Below are 19,252 nucleotides of genomic sequence, written 5' to 3'. Positions count from 1 at the left end.
ACTCCGTATGCAAAGAAACCGAAAACAAAAACGCGACGTCAGAGGCGTCGCGTTTGTAAGATGAACCTCCGTGGGATTACTGGAAGGGGTTCCACCAGCTTTTGCCGGTTCCGGCCAGAGCAGCTTTCTTCTTGCGCTCTTTTTCCTTCTTCAGTTCCGGCTCACCGAGATCGGCCAGCTCGTCCTGAGAAACATTGCGATACTCGACCGGAGGATCGGTCAGGTATTTGCGCGTGTTGGTGTTGACCACGGTACCGCCCTGCGCATCGGCCTTGGCCTTGCGGAAGGCTTCCCACTTCTGGGTTTCCGTCATCTGGCCGTTGGTGCCATTGCCAGCCAAGAGCGGCGAGCGATAGTTCGGGTTGTCTTTGTTGGCCTCAGCTTCCGCACGAAGACGCTCACGTGCCTCTTCCGGCGTTTCCGGCCACTGCGGATTGGTCTCGCGGTTGGCAAGGCTCTGTTGGGGCTGGGCCAGTTGCTCTGCGCGGGCCTGGGCCGGTACGACGAGACCGGGGCGCGGATTGTACTTCACATTCCGCTTGGTCTGGTCGCCCGTGATCGAGGTGGCGTTGCCAAGATCGTCCAGGAGCTGTTCGCTTGCAGACTTGCCCGTACCATAGGTCGGGCTGGTGCACGCGCTCAGCGCCAGGCAGGCGAAGGAAATGCCTGCCACGGTGCGATACATGCGAAAACTCTGCGTCATGCTCATGAAACCCTTCCGCCCAGAACGCCGCGCGGCACGAATGACGCAAAACAGACGCTCTACATATTAAAACCACGCGGTACGCTTCCCGAAAATCACCCTGATCTTCTTATGCGCGCGCGGCTGTCCCGACGACCGGATGCACCCCTTGATGCGTAATTCCGACCATTTTCAGGCAGGTTTACCGGATGAACGGCAAAAGCGCAATTCATCCGGCCATTTTCTTAAGCACTGATGTTAGACACCAACACCAAGTTCGCGCAGCGCTGCCGCGTCACGGGCCGACACGTCCGGGTATTGCGGGTCGGAACCAACATCGGTGGTGATCCGCCAGGAGCGGGCACATTTTTGCCCCTCCGCCAGCTTCTGCTCGACTGCCACTTTCTGCACCTCGCCGAGGCGGAATGCATCGGCCGGGCCTTCACCAGCAACAACGGAGATTGCCGAGGTGATGCAGATTTCTGCGAAGTCCTGACCGTCAAGTGCTGCCATCAGATCCGGATCGGCAACGTGAACCACAGGCGCCGCTTCCAGCGAGGAGCCAATGCGCTTTTCCCGTCGCTCGACTTCCAGCGCGCCGGTAACGACCGTACGAACCTTGCGGATCTTCTCCCACTTGGCATCGACGGCAGGGCTGTGCCACTCTGCCGGGATCGTCGGGAACTGTTCGAGATGAACAGACTCGGCGTTCGGATGGCGCGAAAGCCAGGCTTCTTCCGTGGTGAAAGGCAGCATCGGTGCCAACCATGTGACGAGGCAATCGAAGAGCTTGGCGATCACGTAAAGCGCCGAGCGGCGCTTCAATGACGATGGCGCATCGCAGTAGAGCGCATCCTTGCGGATATCGAAGTAGAAGGCCGAGAGCTCGACGTTGGAGAAATCCACCAGCGCGCGGGCGATCTTCTTGAACTCGAAACTGTCATAGCCTTCGCGCACCACCTTCTCGAGTTCGCTCAAGCGATGCAGAACAAGCTTTTCCAGTTCCGGCAGATCGGCATAGGCGATCTCCTCGCCCTTGTCGTGCGCGAGCGTGCCGAGCATCCAGCGGATGGTGTTGCGCAGTTTGCGATAGGCATCGACATTGGTCTGGATGATCGCCTTGCCGAGACGCTGGTCGTCCCAGTAATCGGTGGTCATGACCCAAAGGCGCAGGATATCGGCGCCTGCATCCTTCATCACATCCTGAGGCGCAACGACGTTACCCTTGGACTTCGACATCTTCTCGCCCTTCTCATCCATGGTGAAGCCATGGGTGACGACGGCGTTGTAAGGCGCACGGCCACGCGTCGCGCAGCTTTCCAGCAGCGACGAATGGAACCAGCCGCGATGCTGGTCTGAGCCTTCGAGATAGACGTCCGCGGGCCATTTCAGGTCCGGGCGGTCTTCGAGCGTGAAGGTATGGCTGGAGCCCGAGTCGAACCAGACATCGAGAATGTCCATGACCTGATGCCACTTGGCGTGGTCATGGTCTTTGCCCAAGAAGCGCTCCTTGGCGCCTTCGGCGAACCAGGCATCGGCACCTTCGGCTTCGAAAGCATCAAGGATACGGGCGTTGACGGCTTCGTCCACAAGCACCTCGCCCTTGTCATCAGCAAAGACGGCGATCGGAACGCCCCAGGCGCGCTGACGCGACAGAACCCAGTCCGGACGGTTTTCGATCATGGCGCGCAGGCGGTTCTGACCACCGGCCGGGACGAAGCGTGTGTCGTCAATTGCAGACAGGGCTCTTGAGCGCAGCGTGGTGCCATCGCCCAATTCCTTGTCCATATAGACGAACCATTGCGGTGTGTTGCGGAAGATAACGGGCTTCTTGGAGCGCCAGCTATGCGGATAGCTATGCTTCAGGCGTCCACGGGCAAACAGGTTATTGGCGGCAATCAGCGCCTTGATGACGCGCTCATTGGCATCGCCCTTTTTGCCGTTATCGTCCATCACGCGGGCAGCGCCGCCCTCTGCCGAGGGGCCGAAGCCGGGGGCATCTTCCGTGTAGAAGCCATCGTCGCCGACGGTGAAAGGAATTTTCGCCGAGATTCCACGCGCTTCCAGCTGACGTCCATTTGCCATCCATGCGTCGAAGTCCTCGCGACCGTGGCTCGGCGCGGTATGCACGAAGCCCGTACCGGCATCGTCGGTGACGTGTTCGCCATCGAGCAGCGGCACCTTGAAGTCGTAACCGAGACCGGCCAGCGGATGGGCGCAGACAACATTTCCGAGTTCGTCAGACGAAACGTCCCGCAGGCGCTTGAACTCCAGCTTTGCCTTGGCAAAGCATTCCGCCGCAAGCTTGTCGGCGAAGACAAGCTTCTCGCCCGGCTGCGGACCAAAATCATTGGCAGCAGCCGTGACTTCATAAAGGCCATACTGGATGCGCGACGAGAAGGAGATCGCGCGGTTACCCGGGATCGTCCATGGCGTTGTGGTCCAGATGACGATCGAAGCGCCTGCGAGCTCAGCCGAACCCTCGACGACCGGGAATTTCACCCAGATCGTGTCGCTTTCGACATCGTGATACTCGACTTCCGCTTCCGCCAGCGCCGTGCGCTCGACGACCGACCACATGACGGGTTTAGAGCCGCGATAGAGCTGGCCGCTCTTGGCGATCTTCAACAGCTCGCCAGCGATGCGCGCTTCGGCGTGGAAGTTCATCGTGGTGTAGGGATTGTCGAAATCGCCTTCGATGCCGAGGCGCTTGAACTCCTCCGACTGAACCTTGATCCAACCGGCGGCAAAGTCACGGCATTCCTTGCGGAATTCGTTGATCGGGACCTCGTCCTTGTTCTTGCCCTTGGCGCGATAGGCTTCCTCGATCTTCCATTCGATCGGCAGGCCGTGGCAATCCCAACCCGGAACGTAGTTGGAGTCGTAACCGCGCATCTGGAAAGAACGGGTGATCACATCCTTCAGGATCTTGTTCAGCGCATGGCCGATATGGATGTTGCCGTTTGCGTAAGGAGGGCCATCATGCAGCACGAACTTCTCACGGCCAGCGGCGGAGGCACGCAGCTTCTTGTAGAGGTCCATCTGTTGCCAGCGCTTGACCAGCTCCGGCTCTTTCTGCGGCAGTCCGGCGCGCATGGGGAAATCCGTCTGCGGCAGGTAAAGTGTTGCGGAATAATCGATTTTTTCTGCGGTGTCGTTCATGATCGTACCATTATCGCGGCGCCGAATGAGGCTCGCGCCGTCTCAACAAAAAAGAGGGCTTAGCGAAGGCGCTTGGATCGTCTGACGCATGTCAGGACGACATGCTTGAGACAAGCGCCAAAATCCCGGACCTTCCGGCTCTCAGAGCGGGCGGAAGGCCGGGCCAATAATTCGGGATATGAACGTCGACCGAAATTGGTTCATGGGCGGTTGTTTAGGACGTTTCAGCCTGTTTGAAAAGGGAATAGATCGCAAAGCGCAGCTCGCCCGCTCAAAAAGTAATCTTGGCATCCACGTCGCTGAGCGGCGTCACACCGGCAAGAAGCGCCCTCGCCTCTTCTTCGTCCTGCCTGATCTGCGCGACAAGCGCCTCCAGTCCATCGAATTTCAGCTCGTCGCGCAAGTGGCCGAAGAAGGACACCGAACAGACTTGGCCGTAAAGATCGCCGCTGAAATCGAAGACGAAGGTTTCGAGAAGTGCTGCACCATCATCCGTCACGGTTGGCCGGTAGCCGAAGCTTGCGACACCATCGTGAAGCGTCCCATTCGCCTCCCTGAACCGCACCGCATAGATGCCGGGTTTCAGTTCGGTTTCCGGCGCAAGTGCCATATTGGCTGTCGGGTAGCCGAGCGTGCGACCGAGTTGCTGTCCGCCGATGACCTCCGCCTCCACGGTGAAGCGATAGCCAAGCAGCCCCGCGGCCCCCGCCACATCGCCCTCAGCCAGGCACTCGCGAATACGGCTTGAGGAAATCACCTCTGCACCCTCATCCCGAAAGGAATCCACCAAGGTCACATCGAAGCCGTGGCGCTTGCCTGCCTGCATCAGAAAGGCCGGACCGCCCTCACGACCCTTGCCGAAGTGGAAATCGACGCCGGTAACGACACCGCCCGCACCCAACCAGTCGACCAGAATGGACTTCACGAAGTCTTCTGCCGAGCGCTGCGAGAATGTCCTGTCAAAGGGATATTCGATGACAGACTGAAACCCCTCCGCCTCGAGAATGCGCGCTTTCAAGGGCGCTGGCGTCAGGCGAAAGACCGGCGTCTCCGGCCGGAAGACGGTGCGCGGATGCGGCTCGAATGTCAGAGCGAGAGCGGCGACGCCGCGCGATCTTGCAAGCTCCAGCGCCTGATCCAGAACGGCGCGATGGCCGCGATGAACACCATCGAAATTGCCGATGGCGACCACGCCACCCTTCAATGCATCCGGGAGCGGTTCTTTCTTCTCGTTGCGATGGAACACGGTCATTGGAGACTTTCTAGGCCAGACGCGGCATCCACCAGCCGGGTGCTGCATTCTGGCTCTTCAGGTAGCTGTTGAGCAGCGCTTCATCGATCTCGCCATTCAAGGTGTATTCAGCCGCGTGGATACCGCCGCTGATATAGAGGAGATCGAGACCGGCGGAGATGGCGCCTTTGACGTCGGTCGGCATGCCGTCGCCGATTGCCAGAACGCGGTCCTTGCTGAACTCGCCGCGCACGTCCTTTGCCGCGGCAAAGCAGGCCTCGTAGATCGGCGCATGCGGCTTGCCGGCAATACGGACTTCGCCGCCCAGCTGCTCGAAATAAACCGCCATCGCGCCTGCACAGGGGATGATGCGTTCGCCGCGCTCGACCACAAGGTCCGGATTGGCGCAGATCATGGGTGCGGAACGGGCGACGAAGCCCTTCAGCATCTCGGTATAATCTTCCGGCGTTTCAGTCTCATCATCGAAGAAACCGGTGCAGACAACAGCTTCCGCGTCGCTTTCACCGACGACTGTAACGTCGAGACCATCGAATAGGGGCATATCTCGTTCGGGGCCGAGCAGGAAGACCTTCTTCGGTCCTTCGGCTATCAGTTCCCGCGTCACGTCGCCCGACGTGACGATGCGGTCATAGGCCTCATCTGGCACGCCGAGCGCGCGCAGCTGAGGAATGACGCCGACAGCCGGACGCGGGGAATTGGTGATGAGAACGACAGTCTTGCCGTTCTTACGCGCCTCGGCCAATGCGACACCGGCCGCAGGGAAAGCGGTTACACCATTGTGCAGCACCCCCCACACATCGGAGAGAATGACATCGAACTGGGAGGTGATGTCGCCAAGGGTGGCAATGCGGTGCGCCATGAATCTTCCAACTCTTTCTATCATTTTCAAGCTCGTGACATCGCAAAGGCCGGTTGCGATGGCAAGCGAAAAAGACAACAGGCCAGGGCCAATCGCTGGTGGCTCAACCGAGCCAAAGCCTGATGAAACCCGCCGCGACACAGACGCAAAGAACTGGCACCATGCCGAGTTTCAGGCGAAACAGCATGATGGCCGAGACCACGAAGAGCGCAAGCGATACGAGGTCAAGCGTGCTCCAGTCCGGCAGTGACATGCCGAAATTGATCTGGGGAAGCAGTTCAACCCGATCGACTTTTCCGAAAAGCACATGCAGGCCGAACCAGACTGAAAGATTGAGGATGACGCCCACGACAGCGCCGGTAATAGCAGACAGGGCGCCGGACAAAGCCGCATTGTCTTTCAAACGCTCGACATAGGGCGCGCCGAGAAAAATGAAGATGAAGCTCGGAACGAAGGTTGCCCAGGCGGCAATGCTTGCCCCCAGTACGCCGGCCAGCATGGGATCGAGCATGCCCGGATGCCGGAAGGCTGCAAGAAAGCCGATATAGGAAAGGACCAGAACGAGCGGTCCAGGTGTCGCCTCGGCGAGCGCCAGGCCATCCAGCATCTCGCTTGCCGTCATCCAGCCATGGGTTTCCACCGCAACCTGCGCCACATAGGCAAGAACCGCATAGGCGCCACCAAAGGTGACGACCGCGAGCCGTGAGAAGAACTCCTGCAATTCCAAGAGTGAACTCGGCGCCGCCACAAGCCAGCATAGCAGGAACGGCATCTGCCAAATCAGAATGCCGACCAAGACGCCTCGGAGTTGGCGCAGAAGAGATGGCGACTTGCTGCCCTCGTCAGGTTTTACCGAAGGTCCTCCCCGCGCTTTGAGAAAGCCAGCAACACCAGCGGCGAGAATAACGAGCGGAAAGGGAATGGCGAAAAAGAACAGGGCTATGAAGGCGGCAGCCGCAACACCGACGAGGAAGCGGCTCTTCAAGGCACGCTTCCCCACCCGCAGCAACGCTTCGATGACGATGGCAAGCACGCCCGCCTTCAGCCCGAAGAGGAGTGCGGGGAGCCAGCGTGTATCCTGATAGAGCGCATAAGCCGCTGCGAGCGCCACGATGACGAGAAAGCCGGGCAGGATGAAGAGTGTACCGGCAATGATGCCGCCTCGTCTGCCATGCAGCAGCCATCCGGCATAGGTTGCCAGTTGCTGCGCCTCCGGTCCGGGAAGAAGCATGCAGTAATTGAGCGCGTGCAGGAAGCGCTCCTCGGAGAGCCAGCGTTTCTCATCGACCAGCACGCGGTGCATCATGCCAATCTGCCCGGCTGGTCCGCCAAAGCTCAAAAGGCCGACGCGGGCGAAAACCAAAAAGAGCTCGGACAAGGTCGGATGGATGCAGGATGGTTCACGGCATAAAAAATCTGTCATGCAACCGCAGTAACCATTTTACGTGAAATTTTTCCGACAGGCCGTTCTTGACAGTCCCTGACGCCCTGCTTATCTCACTCTCGCTAGCACTCGGCAAATGAGAGTGCTAACATTAATCCAAGCGTGATCGTATCCGATCCGCGAATGTCATTTGATCGAGGGAATAGACAATGGCAAGCACCAATTTCCGCCCACTGCACGACCGCGTCGTCGTTCGTCGCGTTGAGTCTGAAGCTAAGACCAAGGGCGGCATCATCATTCCTGATACCGCCAAGGAAAAGCCGCAGGAAGGCGAAATCGTCGCCGTCGGCTCCGGCGCACGTGACGAGTCCGGCAAGATCGTCGCTCTCGACGTCAAGGTCGGCGACCGCATCCTGTTCGGCAAGTGGTCCGGCACGGAAGTCAAGCTCGACGGCGAAGACCTTCTCATCATGAAGGAAGCCGACATTATGGGCATTATCGGCTGATTTAGCCGCCTTCCGCATTTCCGTAATCTGAAGCCGGACATTGTTCCGGTCATTCGAAACCAGGAGTTTTGAAACATGGCAGCCAAAGAAGTAAAATTCGGCCGCTCGGCGCGCGAAAAGATGCTCAAGGGCGTCGACGTTCTCGCTGACGCAGTAAAGGTCACGCTCGGCCCGAAGGGTCGTAACGTTGTTATCGACAAGTCCTTCGGCGCACCGCGCATCACCAAGGACGGCGTTTCCGTCGCCAAGGAAATCGAACTGGAAGACAAGTTCGAGAACATGGGCGCACAGATGGTCCGCGAAGTTGCTTCGAAGACCAACGACATCGCTGGTGACGGCACCACGACTGCAACCGTTCTTGCCCAGGCGATCGTTCGCGAAGGCCAGAAGGCTGTTGCCGCCGGCATGAACCCGATGGACCTGAAGCGCGGTATCGATCTGGCCGTTGCTGAAGTCGTCAAGGACCTGCAGGCCAAGGCAAAGAAGATCAACACCTCTGAGGAAGTTGCTCAGGTTGGTACGATCTCCGCTAACGGCGACACGCAGGTTGGCCGCGACATCGCGGAAGCCATGCAGAAGGTCGGCAACGAAGGCGTCATCACCGTCGAAGAAGCCAAGACTGCTGAAACCGAACTCGAAGTCGTCGAAGGCATGCAGTTCGACCGCGGCTACCTGTCGCCTTACTTCGTAACCAACCCTGAAAAGATGGTTGCTGATCTGGAAGACGCTTACATTCTCCTTCACGAGAAGAAGCTCTCCAACCTGCAGGCCATGCTTCCGGTTCTCGAAGCTGTCGTTCAGACCGGCAAGCCGCTCGTCATCATCGCTGAAGACGTCGAAGGCGAAGCTCTTGCAACGCTCGTTGTCAACAAGCTGCGTGGCGGCCTCAAGATCGCTGCCGTCAAGGCTCCTGGCTTCGGCGACCGCCGCAAGGCCATGCTGGAAGACATCGCGATCCTGACCGGTGGTACGGTGATCTCCGAAGACCTCGGCATCAAGCTCGAAAATGTTACCCTCGACATGCTCGGCAAGGCCAAGAAGGTTTCCATCTCCAAGGAAAACACCACGATCGTTGACGGCTCCGGCCAGAAGACCGACATCGAAGGCCGCGTTGCCCAGATCAAGGCTCAGATCGAAGAGACCTCTTCCGATTACGACCGCGAAAAGCTGCAGGAACGCCTTGCCAAGCTCGCTGGTGGCGTTGCCGTCATCCGCGTCGGCGGTGCAACGGAAGTTGAAGTGAAGGAGCGCAAGGACCGTATCGACGACGCTCTGAACGCAACTCGCGCTGCTGTTCAGGAAGGCATCGTTGCTGGCGGTGGTACCGCTCTGCTTCGTTCCGCTCAGAAGATCACCGTCAAGGGTGTGAACGACGACCAGGAAGCTGGTATCAACATCGTTCGCCGCGCTCTGCAGTCGCTGGTTCGCCAGATCGCAGACAATGCCGGTGACGAAGCTTCGATCGTTGTTGGCAAGGTTCTCGACAAGGCTGACGACAACTTCGGTTACAACGCTCAGACCGGAGAATATGGCGACATGATCGCCATGGGCATCGTCGACCCGGTCAAGGTTGTCCGTACGGCTCTGCAGAACGCAGCTTCGGTTGCTTCGCTGCTGATCACCACGGAAGCCATGATCGCCGAGCTGCCGAAGAAAGAATCCGCAATGCCTGCAATGCCAGGCGGCGGCATGGGTGGTATGGACTTCTAATCAGTCCATTCCCCTCTGGAATACGAAAGGGCGGTCTTCGGATCGCCCTTTTTGTTTGGGGCGTCCACAGTCGCGCGATCAGGTTGCCCTCAGCTCATTCCAAGCATCGCGGGCCATCCATCGGCAGCAACACTCTAACTCTGCTTGATCTTGGAACGTGCTCATCGCTAAACAAAGACGTCGAATAAAGCATCGCCTCCGATGGGAGCATGTGGAACAGGTGTCCCTTGAACAGTGCCTTCGAACTTCCGGTGCAGAAACAGCTCGAGGCCTATAACGCCCGGGACATCGATGAATTCATGCGGTGGTGGGCTGACGACTGTCAGTACTTTGCTTTCCCATCAACGCTCTTGGCGAGCAATTCTCAAGAAATTCGGGAGCGCCACGTCGAGCGCTTCAAAGAGCCGGATCTTCATGGGCGACTGCTCGCGCGTATCGTTCTCGAAGACATGGTCATCGACCACGAGACGGTGACGCGGAATTTTCCGGAGGGACGTGGTGAAGTCGATGTTGTGTGTCTCTACCAGGTCGCTCGCGGCAAGATCGCCAAGGCGTGGTTCAAGATCGGAAAACCGAGAATCTTGTGATTTTACCCATAAAGCTCAGCAATAAAGGGCCACGATTGATCGCTTAACTTCGGTTGCATCAGGCCTCAATATCCTTGCGAAAAAAGACCACGCGTTGTGTCTCCGCAAAACCGAGAGCGGCGTGAAACTTTCGGCTCACCTCATTATCAAGCGGGGCGTCGGAGGCGAACTCCGAACATCCGCGGGACCTGCCCCATATACCGATCGCGTCGCAGAGCAGCCTGGCGATCCCCATCTGCCTGTGCGAGGACAAGACATAGATGCCTTCGAGGAAAACGACAGGCGAAGACTCGCAGCCGTTGACATAATCGCTGCGCAAACTCCCTTCGGCAAATCCAACGATCTCGCCCTCATCGCTTTCACTGAGAAAGGCGACGGTCTTATCGGCTCCCTTTAGAGAGGTCTGAACGACATCCTCGCGATGTCGCTCGACGGAGCCATCCGGCCAGAGCGCTGTGCGCAAACGCGCCCATAGATCGACATGGTCGATAGTGCCTCTGACGATCCTCATCTTTTTTCCCCTTATCCTGTTGTGTTCTCGCCTCGCTCGACGCTTAAGCAAACGTCTTTAGCGCTTCAGATCCATTTCCAATTGTTCACTTTTTGAAGACGAACAGTCTTCGTGCGTTTATCTTTCGTCAATTTAAAAAATCCGCCAGAACTGTCTCCAGAGTTCACTCAACGGCTTGAACGAAAGCCTTTAACGGAGACATCGAATGTCCAGCAGTCAGAACGCTCTCGTGCTCGTCGCACGTATCCTTCTTTCTTTCATCTTCGTCTATTCCGGCTTTGGCAAGCTGATGGACCCTGCCGGCACCGCTGGCATGATCACCGGCGCAGGCTTCCCGGCAGCCACTGCGCTTGCCTATCTCGCTGGCCTGTTCGAACTGGTCACCGGCCTTGCCGTTCTCGTCGGCTTCCAGACGAAGATTGCTGCCTTTGCGCTCGCTGCCTTCTGCGTGTTTACCGGCCTTGTCTTCCATAGTGGCACCGTTGCCGTTCCCGGCTGGCCGGATGCGGCTCTCGGCTGGATCAACACGCTGAACGGCATCATGCTGATGAAGAACATTACGCTGGCTGGCGCCTACATCCTCCTTGGAGCCTTTGGCGCGGGTGCGTACTCGGTCGACGCGATGCGCGGCCCGAAGCTCGCCCACGCTTGAGTTAAGCCGATCCAAAAAAGCCGTCGGAGCGATCCGGCGGCTTTTTCTTCATGTGCGTTCTTTGGGATAGGAGGGGATGGCGTCGATATGATCGACCCACGTGGCCTTGGAGCGCGCCCAGATCTGTGCACGCGGCTCCAACGCGGCCCGTTCATTGATCGAGCCCCAACGAATGCCCCAGGTGCCAGTCTCATGCTCGGCACTGCTGAAAAGCGGCGTGCCACAGTCACCGCAGAAATGCATCAAACGGATATTACCGTTCTCCGCCTTCTTTCGATAAAGCGTCGGCTCTGCACCGGCAAGGCGAATGTCTTGACGCTTCGCCCGCAACGTCACGCGGTAGGGCGAGCCGGTCAAACGCTGGCAATCCGTGCAGTGGCAGATCACCACATGTTCCGGATCGGCTTCTGCTTCATATTGAACGTTACCGCAATGGCACTGGCCTGTGATGCGCATGACACCCTCCTCTATTAGGAGCGCAGCATAGACAAAATATGGCTTCAGCCAAGCGCCGACTTGACGCGCGAGACGATCTCTTCGACGACAGCGTCGCCCTCATGCTCTGCCTTGCGGGCTCGCACGAAGCAGGCTTCAGATTTCAAAATGATGCCGTCCGTTAGGATTTTCAGGTGGTTGGCCTTCAGCGTCGAACCGGTGGAGGTGATATCGACAATGATATCTGCCTGACCCGCCGCCGGAGCGCCCTCTGTTGCACCGAGGCTTTCGACGATGCGGTAGAGTTGAATGCCGTGCTGACGAGAGAAGAACTGCTGTGTCAGCCGCCAGTACTTGGTGGCAATGGCCAGCCGCCGACCGTGGCGGGCGCGAAACTCCGAAGCGACATCGCCAAGATCGGCCATGCTGTCAACATCGAGCCAGATTTCCGGCACGGCCACCACCACATCCGCATGGCCGAAGCCGAGGCGGGCGCAGAACTCCACGCGTGTATCGACATTGCTCAGATCCTCGCGCACGAGATCTTCACCCGTCACGCCGAAGTCGACGGTTCCATTGCCGATCTCGCGCGCGATCTCGGACGCCGACAGATAGGCAATCTCGATGTCATCGCGTCCCTCGACGCGGCCACGGTAAGAGCGATCGCTGCCGATCGCGGTAATCTTCAGCCCGGCACGCTCGAGAATGGCGGATGAATCATCTTTCATACGACCCTTGGAGGGCAGCGCTATGGTGATGGTCATGCAGCGGCCCTCGCAGCTTCGATACGGTCCAGCCAGAGCGAGAAGCCGACGGCAGGAATGGTGTCGGTGGCGCCAAGCAGCGTCATCAGACGGTCGAAACGCCCGCCGCCCGCGAGCACTGCCGTCTGACCCTTTTGGGTGATTTCGAAGACGAGGCCGGTATAATAATCCAGCGGACGGCCAAAAGCAGCACCATAGGTGACAGTGCTAAGATCAACACCGCTATTGCCAAGGGCCGCTACGCGGGCGTCGAAATCGGAAATGGCGCGCCCAAGCTTCAGCTTTGCTTTTTCGGCAAAGTCGGAAAGCGTTTTCGATGCCTCGGACAAGGGTGCCTGGAGGCTGAGAAACTGCTTCAGCAATTGGAAACTGTCATCCGGCAGACGGGTGGCGGCAAGTGCCAGCTTCTCGCGAAGACGGCGCGCAATTTCCTGCGGGGAGCGGCTGGCATTGGTGGAGTAGCCAGTTTCCTGCATGACGCTGTCGATATAATCGACCAGAACCTTTTCCTCGCCGGTGGCGAGCAACCCGGCCACGCGGGCATCGAGCCCGGTCATCGGCTTGGGGCTGACAAGGCTTTCCAGCAGCGCATCGAGCTGCGCCATATCGCCAAAGGCTTGCACCAGTCGCTTCTGCCAGCCAAGCGGCAGGCCGAGCGCGGCAATCACAGCCTCGAACACCTTCTGGTCTCCCAAACGGGCGGAAAGCGTCTGCCCTGGAAGCAACCGGTTCAGAATACCAAAAGCGTCGCCAATCGCGCGCGCATCGGCAGCGGCGACATCGCCATCGCCCAGATCTTCGATACCGGCCTGATAGAACTCGTTTCCGCCCTCGCGGCGTTGACGAAACACTTCGCCCAGATAGGCGTAACGCTTCGGCGTGCCCGTTGCCGTTTCGATATGGCGAAGGCAGACAGGAATGGTGAATTCCGGCCGGAGGCACAGGCTCTCGCCAGTCTCACTTTCGGTCAGGAAAATACGACGGCGCAAATCCTCGCCAGCCATATCAAGGAACGGCGCGGCAGGCTGGATGACAGGCGTGTTGACCCGCATCGTCTTGCGCGCCGCAAACTCGTCCAGCAACTCTCCGGAAAATTCCGGCATGTCGATCAAGGGCATGAAGCAGTACTTTTCGTCACGGTTCGAGCGGTTGCATCATCTCGATGCGGTTTCCGAAGGGATCATACACATAGAAGCGGTGATACCCTTCCAACGGCTCATCCTCAACCACATGGCAGCCTGCCGTTTCAAGTCTTTTTCGAAGCTGTGCGAGATCGTCGACCACAAAGGCAGGATGCGCCTTGCGAGCGGCAACGAAATCCGCCGCGACGCCGAGATGCACGCGAACCTCGCCAAGCGCAAACCAGCATCCGCCACGCCCTGCCAGATTGGCAGGCTTCTCAACCTCTTCGAGACCGAGAAGGTCCGCATAGAACGCGCGCGCCCTTTGCTCCCCGCCTTCAGGCATTGCCAGTTGGATGTGATCCAGACGGAGAAGGGTCATGGCACTCAGCCTTCTGCCCGACGCCGGTCTTCAGCCTGTGCTTCAAGGATTTCCTTCACCTTCGCGACCAGATCGGCTTCGGCGACCACTTCTTGCGCCACACGCGCTTCGCGCCATGTCGCATTGTCCTCGATCTCGCCGGAGAGGCGCTTGCCTTCGATCAGGTCCTTGATCTGCACCACGCCTTCTGCACGCTCGTCGCCACCCTGAATGATGGCAATCGGCGCGCCCATGCGGTCGGCATATTTCAGCTGGTTGCCGAACTTCTTCCAGTTGCCCTGATACATCTCGGCGCGAATGCCCTCAGCGCGCAAAGCCTGAGTGAAGCGCTGGTAACGTCCCATGCTGTCCACATCGCCATCCATGACGGTGATGAGAACAGGCGCAAGCGGCTTTGCCTGACCGAGTTTGCCAAGGTTCTTCAACGCCGTCATGAGACGCGAGACACCGATGGAAAAACCGGTTGCGGGAACCGGCTGGCCCATGAAGCGCGACACGAGACCATCGTAGCGCCCACCACCGCCGACCGAGCCGAAAACGACCTTCTCGCCCTTTTCGTTGGTGACATCGAATGTCAGCTCGGCCTCGTAAACCGGGCCGGTATAATATTCGAGGCCGCGAACGACCGACGGATCGATCTTGATGCGATCTGCCTCGTAACCGGCACCTGCAACGAGCGCGCCGATGACATTGAGTTCCTCGACGCCCTCTTCGCCCTTGGAGGTGCCGGTGACGAGCTTTGCCAGATCGTGCGCACTCGTCGCATAATCCTTGATGCCGACGAAGAAGAGAACCTTGTCGATCTGCGCCTCGTCCAGCCCAGCACCCTTGGTAAAGTCGCCGGACTCATCCTTGCGACCGGGACCGAGCAAGAGCTTCACGCCTTCCGGGCCGAACTTGTCGAGTTTATCGATGGCGCGCAACACGTTGAGACGACGGCCGGCATTCTCTTGACCGCCGAGACCGATGGCTTCCATCACGCCATCCAGAACCTTTCGGTTGTTGACGCGAATGACGTAATCGCCGCGCTTGATGCCGAGCGCTTCCAGCGTATCGGCCATCATCATGCACATTTCCGCATCCGCCTGAACGCCTGCAGCACCGACGGTATCGGCATCGAATTGCATGAATTGGCGGAAACGGCCGGGGCCGGGCTTTTCATTGCGGAAGACATAGCCCGCACGATAGGTGCGGTAAGGCAGCTGGATTTCGTTGAAGTTTTCCGCCACGTGACGGGCAAGCGGCGCCGTCAGATCGTAGCGCAGGCTCATCCACTGATCGTCATCGTCTTGAAGCGAAAAGACGCCTTCATTCGGCCGGTCGCTATCTGGCAAGAACTTGCCCAGCGCATCGGTATATTCGAACAAAGGGGTCTCGACCGGATCGAAACCGTAAAGCTCATAGACCTTGCGGATCTTTTCGATCATCTCATTGGTGGCATGGATATCGGCAGCCGAACGGTCAACGAAGCCGCGCGGCAGGCGGGCTTTCAGTTTCTGAGGCTTTTTTGCTTTTTCGCTCATGATGCCAGTCCGATTGTCTCTTGAAATCAAGCCGGTGTCTTAGAGGATGACGCCCCATGCGGCAAGGCCGGAAGCCAGCGCATTTGCTGGCGTTGGATGCGAAAACTGCCAGATGGGATACATGCATCCCAATCTCTTCCAGAGAGAACCTCATGGGCAAGCAAACCGCCATCCGCCTGCCGGATGAGACCTATGAACGCCTGAAAGCACTTTCTGAGCGCACCGGCCGTACCTCCGCATTTTACATCCGTGAAGCGATAGAAAAACATATTGAAGATATGGAGGATTTGTCTCTGGCGGAAGAGGCGACGCGGTGAATCCAAGGTTATAAGCGCCGAGGCGTTCTGGCGTGACCTGGACAATTGAATACGACATTCTCGTTCACAAACAGATCAAAAAACTCGACCCACAGACAAGACATCGCATCCGCTCCTTTCTGCACGACAGGCTGCTACAGTTGGGCAATCCGAGGCAAACGGGATCATCGCTACAAGGTTCGGAACTCGGCAATTTCTGACGCTACCGTGTTGGCGATTATCGCATCATCTGCGACAGCCAGGATCACAAGCCTGTCGTCATCGAAATCGGTCATCGCCGAGACGTCTATCCCTAACGATCGCGCTTGAGATCGCAGGCGCAACGCAAGAACGCTTGAAAGCCCTCTGCGTCCGTGTTAGCTCGTCTTCGTCGTCGATTTCGACCGTAAGCGTCTAACGTCAAGCAACGCGCCTTACCCCCTCGCTCTTTGAGGGCGCGAACGAGGTGCGCTTTTGAAGACGACGTTTAGAAAGACATGTTTCATGACATTCTCACGCTTACCCGCGCGCTACGGCGCCATTCTCATGCCTATGGTGCTTTCCGTCCTGATGACGTTTGTCGTTTCGCTCATCGCGACGGTCCGCGCCATCGGCTTTACGGAGGATTTTATGATCCGGTGGCTGCCCGCCTGGGGTCTCTCATGGTTTGTGGCGTTCCCGACGCTGCTTCTTGTATTGCCGCTGGTGCGGCGGATCGTCAATGCTCTGGTCGAACCGCAGCGCAGTTGATACTGCGTTGAGCTGTGCAGGCGGGTTAAGCCTGCACAGGTCCCATATTCCCCTTCAGAATGAAGACGCAATGATCCTCGAAGCCCTGAATTACGCCGGAACATATTGGAAAACAGCGCCGGAATTTCGCCCGCATATCCGCTACTCCGTCAATCTGTGGGCACGGGCCAATCGATGTGCGAAAGCATGGGAAGAGCATGAAGAGAACTGCAAGCGCTTCATTCTCTCAACGGCATCGAAATTGAAGCAACGACGCACAGCCGTTATCCTCGGCTCGGGCCTACTGCGGGATGTACCATGGCGGCAACTCGCCGCAGGGTTCGACACGCTGGTGCTGGTCGATCTGGTGCATCTGTCCAGCATGCGGATGACGCTCTACGGACGGAAGTACCGCAATGTCGTTCTCAATAGCCGCGATCTTTCCGGCTATGATGCATTGAAGACGGGCGGCGCATTCGAGCCGTTGAGTTTCCTCAGGCAGGTTCCTTATCTCGATCTCGTCATTTCCGCCAATCTGCTGTCCCAGATCGGCACAGGCGCGCGCCACAGAATGGAACAGGAGGGAGCAAGCGGTTCGCCGGAGGATACGCTCCACCGGTTGATCCAGGCCCATGTCGATGGTCTTTCGGGTCTGCCCTGCAAGGTCTGCCTTCTCACAGATACACGTTTCGACATCATCGACAAAATCGGGAAAGTGCACCAGCAGGAAGACCTGCTGCTTGGGGTGCTTGTTCCCAAGGTCGTACAGCAATGGGACTGGCCGGTCGCGCCCTTCGGCGAGGAGAGCAAGGACTATCAGTTCATCCACAAGGTCGTTGCCAGCGAAGTGAGATGAGCGCCATTTTATAACCGCGATTGATGCGCTAGAGTGACGACATGCGCTTTATGGTTCGCACATTGATGTTTCTTGCCTGCCTGCTGTACGGCGCCATGCCGGGTACGGCGGCAATGGATGCATTGATGCCTGCAAACGAGAGCCACGCACATGGCATGGCGAAGACTCATCCGACCGGTCACGGTATGACGGATGCCTCCGAAGAGACGGGCGGACATAGCGCTCCATGCCCGCATGGAAAGAGCATGGCGCACGCACCCTTCTGCGCTGCTTGCCTCGTTCTTTTACCCGACCTTATCTTTGCGGAAAAAGGCCGATCGCCTGACGCCGCTCCCATGCCGGGCTTGCAAGCAAGTCTCGTTGGCGATGCTCCCGTGCCACCTCTTCCTCCTCCCCGCATCTGATTATTTCGACGTTCAGGCCCAATCGAAATTTCCGACAGAGGAAGGATATCCCATGTCTATCAAGACCATCTCCATCGCTGCAGCAATCAGCGCGTTTCTTACCATGCCAATGCTTGCGCAGGACACAACGGGCCATGCTGGCCACACTATGCCCAAGCAGGAAGCCACGGACAGCGCCTCGACCAAGGCCTTCATGGAGGTTTCCAAAAAAATGCACACTGCCATGCAGCAGGACTATACCGGCAATGCCGATGTCGATTTCGTCCGTGGCATGATCCCGCATCATCAGGGCGCGATCGATATGGCCAAGGTGCAGTTGCAATATGGCAAGGACCCGGAAATCCGCAAACTGGCCGAAGAGGTAATCAAGGCGCAGGAAGCGGAAATCGCCATGATGAAAGAGTGGCTGAAGTCAAAGGGCTACTAGTCCACGCCTTGGGAAGCGCTCCAGGGCGCTTCCCTCATTTCACTTAAACACCCGTGTCAAAGCCCTGTGAGCCCCGCCTTGTAGCTACCAGCGAATTCCCGGCTCAGTCGCTCCAGTTCGAGCGAGGCGCGGCTCGGATGCCTTTCCTTGTGCATGAGAAGTGAAAATTGCCGCGCAGGCAAGTCGATGCCGACGCGGGTGAGCAGCCCCTGACGCAGCATCAAGGCCGCAACGGATGCCGAGACCACCGCCGCCGCACCGCCCGCGCGCGCTGCTGCAACGACAGCCTCATTGGATGGCAACTCCAGCGTCACTTGCAAATCGGCCAGGGACATGCCCATAGCCCTCAACGCGGCTTCGAAGGCGGAACGCGTGCCAGAACCCTGCTCGCGCAGCACCCATGTCGTCGAGCGAATGTCCTGCGCCTTCAATTGTCGGCCGTCAGAGAAAGGATGGAGCGGGCCTACCACGACGAGCAGCTTATCCGACACGATGGGTCGAACCGAGAGCGCCGGCTCATCGATATCACCTTCAATGAAGCCGATCTCCGCGACACCCTTCAGCACCGCCTCCGTCACGGTACGAGTGTTGCCCACGTCAAGCGTCACCGTCACGCCAGGATATAATTGCTTGAACTGCATCAGGATAGACGGCAGCCAGTAGCTGGCAATGGTCTGGCTGGCGAAGACGCGAATTTCACCACGCGTCAGGCCGCCCATTTCCGAGAGGATCAGTTCGGCGCTGCGCACCCGGTTCAAGGTAGAACGCGCCTCGTCGAGGAAGACGCGACCGCTTTCCGTCAACTCGATGCCGCGGCCGACGCGGTGAAACAGCTCGACATTATAATAGGCCTCCAGCGTCTTGATCGCGGAACTGACGGCAGAGGCTGTCAGCCCCAAAGCCTCGGCGGCGCGGGTCAAATGCTGTCTTTCTGCGACAGCCACGAATATTCTCAACTGTTCGAACGTCATCGGCAATCATTCGATTTTATCGAACGAAATATGCCATAT

The 19,252-nt window shown here is 58.3% G+C and carries 21 protein-coding genes and 1 pseudogene; 10 read left to right on the top strand and 12 right to left on the bottom strand.

Annotated elements, in window-relative coordinates:
- Positions 1–76: 76 nt before the first annotated feature.
- The 5 genes from QE408_RS11400 to chrA all read right to left on the bottom strand — a co-directional run bounded on the left by QE408_RS11400 (position 77) and on the right by chrA (position 7,378).
- Positions 77–709: a hypothetical protein gene (locus QE408_RS11400; protein ID WP_306931240.1), complete on the bottom strand. Its 633-nt coding sequence runs from the start codon at positions 707–709 to the stop codon at positions 77–79.
- A gap of 231 nt (positions 710–940) precedes the next feature.
- Positions 941–3,844: an isoleucine--tRNA ligase gene (gene ileS, locus QE408_RS11395; protein WP_306931238.1), complete on the bottom strand. Its 2,904-nt coding sequence runs from the start codon at positions 3,842–3,844 to the stop codon at positions 941–943.
- Positions 3,845–4,115: 271 nt separating this feature from the next.
- Positions 4,116–5,096 carry a bifunctional riboflavin kinase/FAD synthetase gene (locus QE408_RS11390; RefSeq protein WP_306931236.1) on the bottom strand — a complete coding sequence of 327 codons (981 nt, stop codon included), beginning with the start codon at positions 5,094–5,096 and terminating at the stop codon, positions 4,116–4,118.
- A gap of 10 nt (positions 5,097–5,106) precedes the next feature.
- Positions 5,107–5,955: a TIGR01459 family HAD-type hydrolase gene (locus QE408_RS11385; protein ID WP_306931234.1), complete on the bottom strand. Its 849-nt coding sequence runs from the start codon at positions 5,953–5,955 to the stop codon at positions 5,107–5,109.
- 103 nt (positions 5,956–6,058) lie between these two features.
- Entirely contained in the window at positions 6,059–7,378 is a 1,320-nt protein-coding gene (gene chrA / locus QE408_RS11380) for a chromate efflux transporter (protein WP_306931231.1), read from the bottom strand.
- A 170-nt stretch (positions 7,379–7,548) separates the two neighbouring features.
- On the opposite strand from chrA, the gene groES reads away from it, so the two are divergent.
- From groES to QE408_RS11365, 3 genes are all read left to right on the top strand, one after another.
- Positions 7,549–7,845: a co-chaperone GroES gene (gene groES, locus QE408_RS11375; protein ID WP_062425989.1), complete on the top strand. Its 297-nt coding sequence runs from the start codon at positions 7,549–7,551 to the stop codon at positions 7,843–7,845.
- A 75-nt stretch (positions 7,846–7,920) separates the two neighbouring features.
- Positions 7,921–9,555 (top strand): chaperonin GroEL, encoded by a 1,635-nt coding sequence (groL, locus tag QE408_RS11370; RefSeq protein ID WP_296016884.1) that lies wholly within the window; start codon positions 7,921–7,923, stop codon positions 9,553–9,555.
- Between the two features lie 227 nt (positions 9,556–9,782).
- Positions 9,783–10,142: a nuclear transport factor 2 family protein gene (locus tag QE408_RS11365; RefSeq protein ID WP_306931226.1), complete on the top strand. Its 360-nt coding sequence runs from the start codon at positions 9,783–9,785 to the stop codon at positions 10,140–10,142.
- A gap of 58 nt (positions 10,143–10,200) precedes the next feature.
- Here QE408_RS11365 and aac(6') read toward each other — a convergent pair whose 3' ends face one another.
- Positions 10,201–10,653 (bottom strand): aminoglycoside 6'-N-acetyltransferase, encoded by a 453-nt coding sequence (gene aac(6'), locus QE408_RS11360; RefSeq protein ID WP_306931225.1) that lies wholly within the window; start codon positions 10,651–10,653, stop codon positions 10,201–10,203.
- 205 nt (positions 10,654–10,858) lie between these two features.
- On the opposite strand from aac(6'), the gene QE408_RS11355 reads away from it, so the two are divergent.
- Positions 10,859–11,305, top strand: coding sequence for a DoxX family protein (locus tag QE408_RS11355; RefSeq protein ID WP_306931223.1), 447 nt, complete (start codon positions 10,859–10,861; stop codon positions 11,303–11,305).
- Between the two features lie 48 nt (positions 11,306–11,353).
- Here QE408_RS11355 and QE408_RS11350 read toward each other — a convergent pair whose 3' ends face one another.
- From QE408_RS11350 to hisS, 5 genes are read right to left on the bottom strand one after another with little or no spacing between them, the layout of a single operon-like run.
- A complete protein-coding gene (locus QE408_RS11350; protein ID WP_306931222.1) occupies positions 11,354–11,761 on the bottom strand; it encodes a GFA family protein in 408 nt (135 codons plus the stop codon).
- A gap of 44 nt (positions 11,762–11,805) precedes the next feature.
- Positions 11,806–12,504 (bottom strand): ATP phosphoribosyltransferase, encoded by a 699-nt coding sequence (hisG, locus tag QE408_RS11345; protein WP_306931220.1) that lies wholly within the window; start codon positions 12,502–12,504, stop codon positions 11,806–11,808.
- The gene (locus QE408_RS11340) at positions 12,501–13,622 is read right to left on the bottom strand and encodes an ATP phosphoribosyltransferase regulatory subunit (RefSeq protein ID WP_306931218.1); all 1,122 of its coding nucleotides are present in this window, start codon (positions 13,620–13,622) and stop codon (positions 12,501–12,503) included. Before QE408_RS11340 ends, hisG begins: the two co-directional genes overlap by 4 nt.
- A gap of 16 nt (positions 13,623–13,638) precedes the next feature.
- Positions 13,639–14,007, bottom strand: a complete 369-nt coding sequence (locus QE408_RS11335) for a VOC family protein (protein ID WP_306931216.1) — start codon at positions 14,005–14,007, stop codon at positions 13,639–13,641.
- 5 nt (positions 14,008–14,012) lie between these two features.
- Positions 14,013–15,530, bottom strand: a complete 1,518-nt coding sequence (gene hisS / locus QE408_RS11330) for a histidine--tRNA ligase (RefSeq protein WP_306931215.1) — start codon at positions 15,528–15,530, stop codon at positions 14,013–14,015.
- A 152-nt stretch (positions 15,531–15,682) separates the two neighbouring features.
- On the opposite strand from hisS, the gene relB reads away from it, so the two are divergent.
- The 6 genes and pseudogenes from relB to copM all read left to right on the top strand — a co-directional run bounded on the left by relB (position 15,683) and on the right by copM (position 18,242).
- Positions 15,683–15,847 carry a type II toxin-antitoxin system RelB family antitoxin gene (gene relB / locus QE408_RS11325; protein WP_373465540.1) on the top strand — a complete coding sequence of 55 codons (165 nt, stop codon included), beginning with the start codon at positions 15,683–15,685 and terminating at the stop codon, positions 15,845–15,847.
- A 32-nt stretch (positions 15,848–15,879) separates the two neighbouring features.
- A pseudogene (locus tag QE408_RS11320) lies at positions 15,880–16,143 on the top strand (type II toxin-antitoxin system RelE family toxin).
- 187 nt (positions 16,144–16,330) lie between these two features.
- Positions 16,331–16,576 carry a DUF2798 domain-containing protein gene (locus QE408_RS11315; protein WP_306931213.1) on the top strand — a complete coding sequence of 82 codons (246 nt, stop codon included), beginning with the start codon at positions 16,331–16,333 and terminating at the stop codon, positions 16,574–16,576.
- Positions 16,577–16,646: 70 nt separating this feature from the next.
- Positions 16,647–17,411: a hypothetical protein gene (locus QE408_RS11310; RefSeq protein WP_306931211.1), complete on the top strand. Its 765-nt coding sequence runs from the start codon at positions 16,647–16,649 to the stop codon at positions 17,409–17,411.
- 41 nt (positions 17,412–17,452) lie between these two features.
- Entirely contained in the window at positions 17,453–17,815 is a 363-nt protein-coding gene (locus QE408_RS11305; RefSeq protein ID WP_306931209.1) for a hypothetical protein, read from the top strand.
- Positions 17,816–17,867: 52 nt separating this feature from the next.
- Positions 17,868–18,242 (top strand): CopM family metallochaperone, encoded by a 375-nt coding sequence (gene copM, locus QE408_RS11300; protein ID WP_306931207.1) that lies wholly within the window; start codon positions 17,868–17,870, stop codon positions 18,240–18,242.
- 56 nt (positions 18,243–18,298) lie between these two features.
- Here copM and QE408_RS11295 read toward each other — a convergent pair whose 3' ends face one another.
- Positions 18,299–19,213: a LysR family transcriptional regulator gene (locus QE408_RS11295; protein ID WP_306931205.1), complete on the bottom strand. Its 915-nt coding sequence runs from the start codon at positions 19,211–19,213 to the stop codon at positions 18,299–18,301.
- Between the last annotated feature and the right edge of the window lie 39 nt (positions 19,214–19,252).

It is taken from the genome of Agrobacterium larrymoorei (genome assembly GCF_030819275.1).
Lineage (GTDB): Bacteria > Pseudomonadota > Alphaproteobacteria > Rhizobiales > Rhizobiaceae > Agrobacterium > Agrobacterium larrymoorei_B.
The sequence above is the reverse complement of the archived record's forward strand: the minus strand, read 5'-3'. Positions and strand labels throughout refer to the sequence as shown.